The organism is Fulvivirga aurantia, from assembly GCF_009711475.1.
GTDB lineage: Bacteria > Bacteroidota > Bacteroidia > Cytophagales > Cyclobacteriaceae > Fulvivirga > Fulvivirga aurantia.
Map to the genome: position 1 here is coordinate 1 of NZ_SMMD01000159.1, position 768 is coordinate 768.

Consider the following 768-nt stretch of genomic DNA (forward strand, 5'->3'; position numbering starts at 1 on the left):
GCAAATGGGCCATATATTTCTATTTACGATGCAGATTTAAACAGGTTAAAACGTGATCGTTTAAACTCATCAGCTTCATTTAAAGGAGATATTTCTTCTGAAACAGTAGTATACTCCAGTGGTGGTAATATTTATTTAAGGACAAAACAGAATAACTGGGAGGTTGAAGCAGTTTTCAATAATACTAGTCAGTCATGGTGGAACCCTACTTTAGAAAAACATAAATTATTTGCCTGTACCGATATTCCTCCTAATGGAGATATATTCGGGACCAAACTGGCCAACCAATGGTCACGTCCGCAAAATGGCATTTGGGTAAATAATCAATCACCAGAATCTGCTTATTTGGTCAACACGGATGTAAGTATTGAATCAGAAACTATAGAAAGTAGCGCTGCTCTGGTTACCTCAGCATATGATATATTAAAAGTTGATTATGACAACGAGTACGGCTATTACCTGTATACGGATAAACGGGAATATTACCGTCATGAACAATGGAAACTTGGTCTGGATAATAGCAAAGAGTGGCAACTCGAGGGGCATAATCATGATCTGGTTGCCATGTCTGGAACAAAACTACGCTTCTTTGATATAGCTAATTATTGCCAAAGTGATACAGATTTTATGGTGGGACCAGTAGGGCCTGGTCATGACCGATCAGTGAGCGCTGGTTTTGTCGAAATCAAGGCAGCTGATGTATACCCTACGGGTAAACTCACAGTAGAAGCTAATGAAATAGTAATTAAGGAGCATTTTCATGCAAAG

General features: G+C 38.7%; 1 protein-coding gene. It reads left to right on the forward strand.

The genetic code is table 11. The features are described from left to right. Positions 1–768 (forward strand): hypothetical protein (locus tag E1176_RS20140; protein ID WP_185152484.1); only part of this gene is annotated, 768 nt, incomplete at both ends.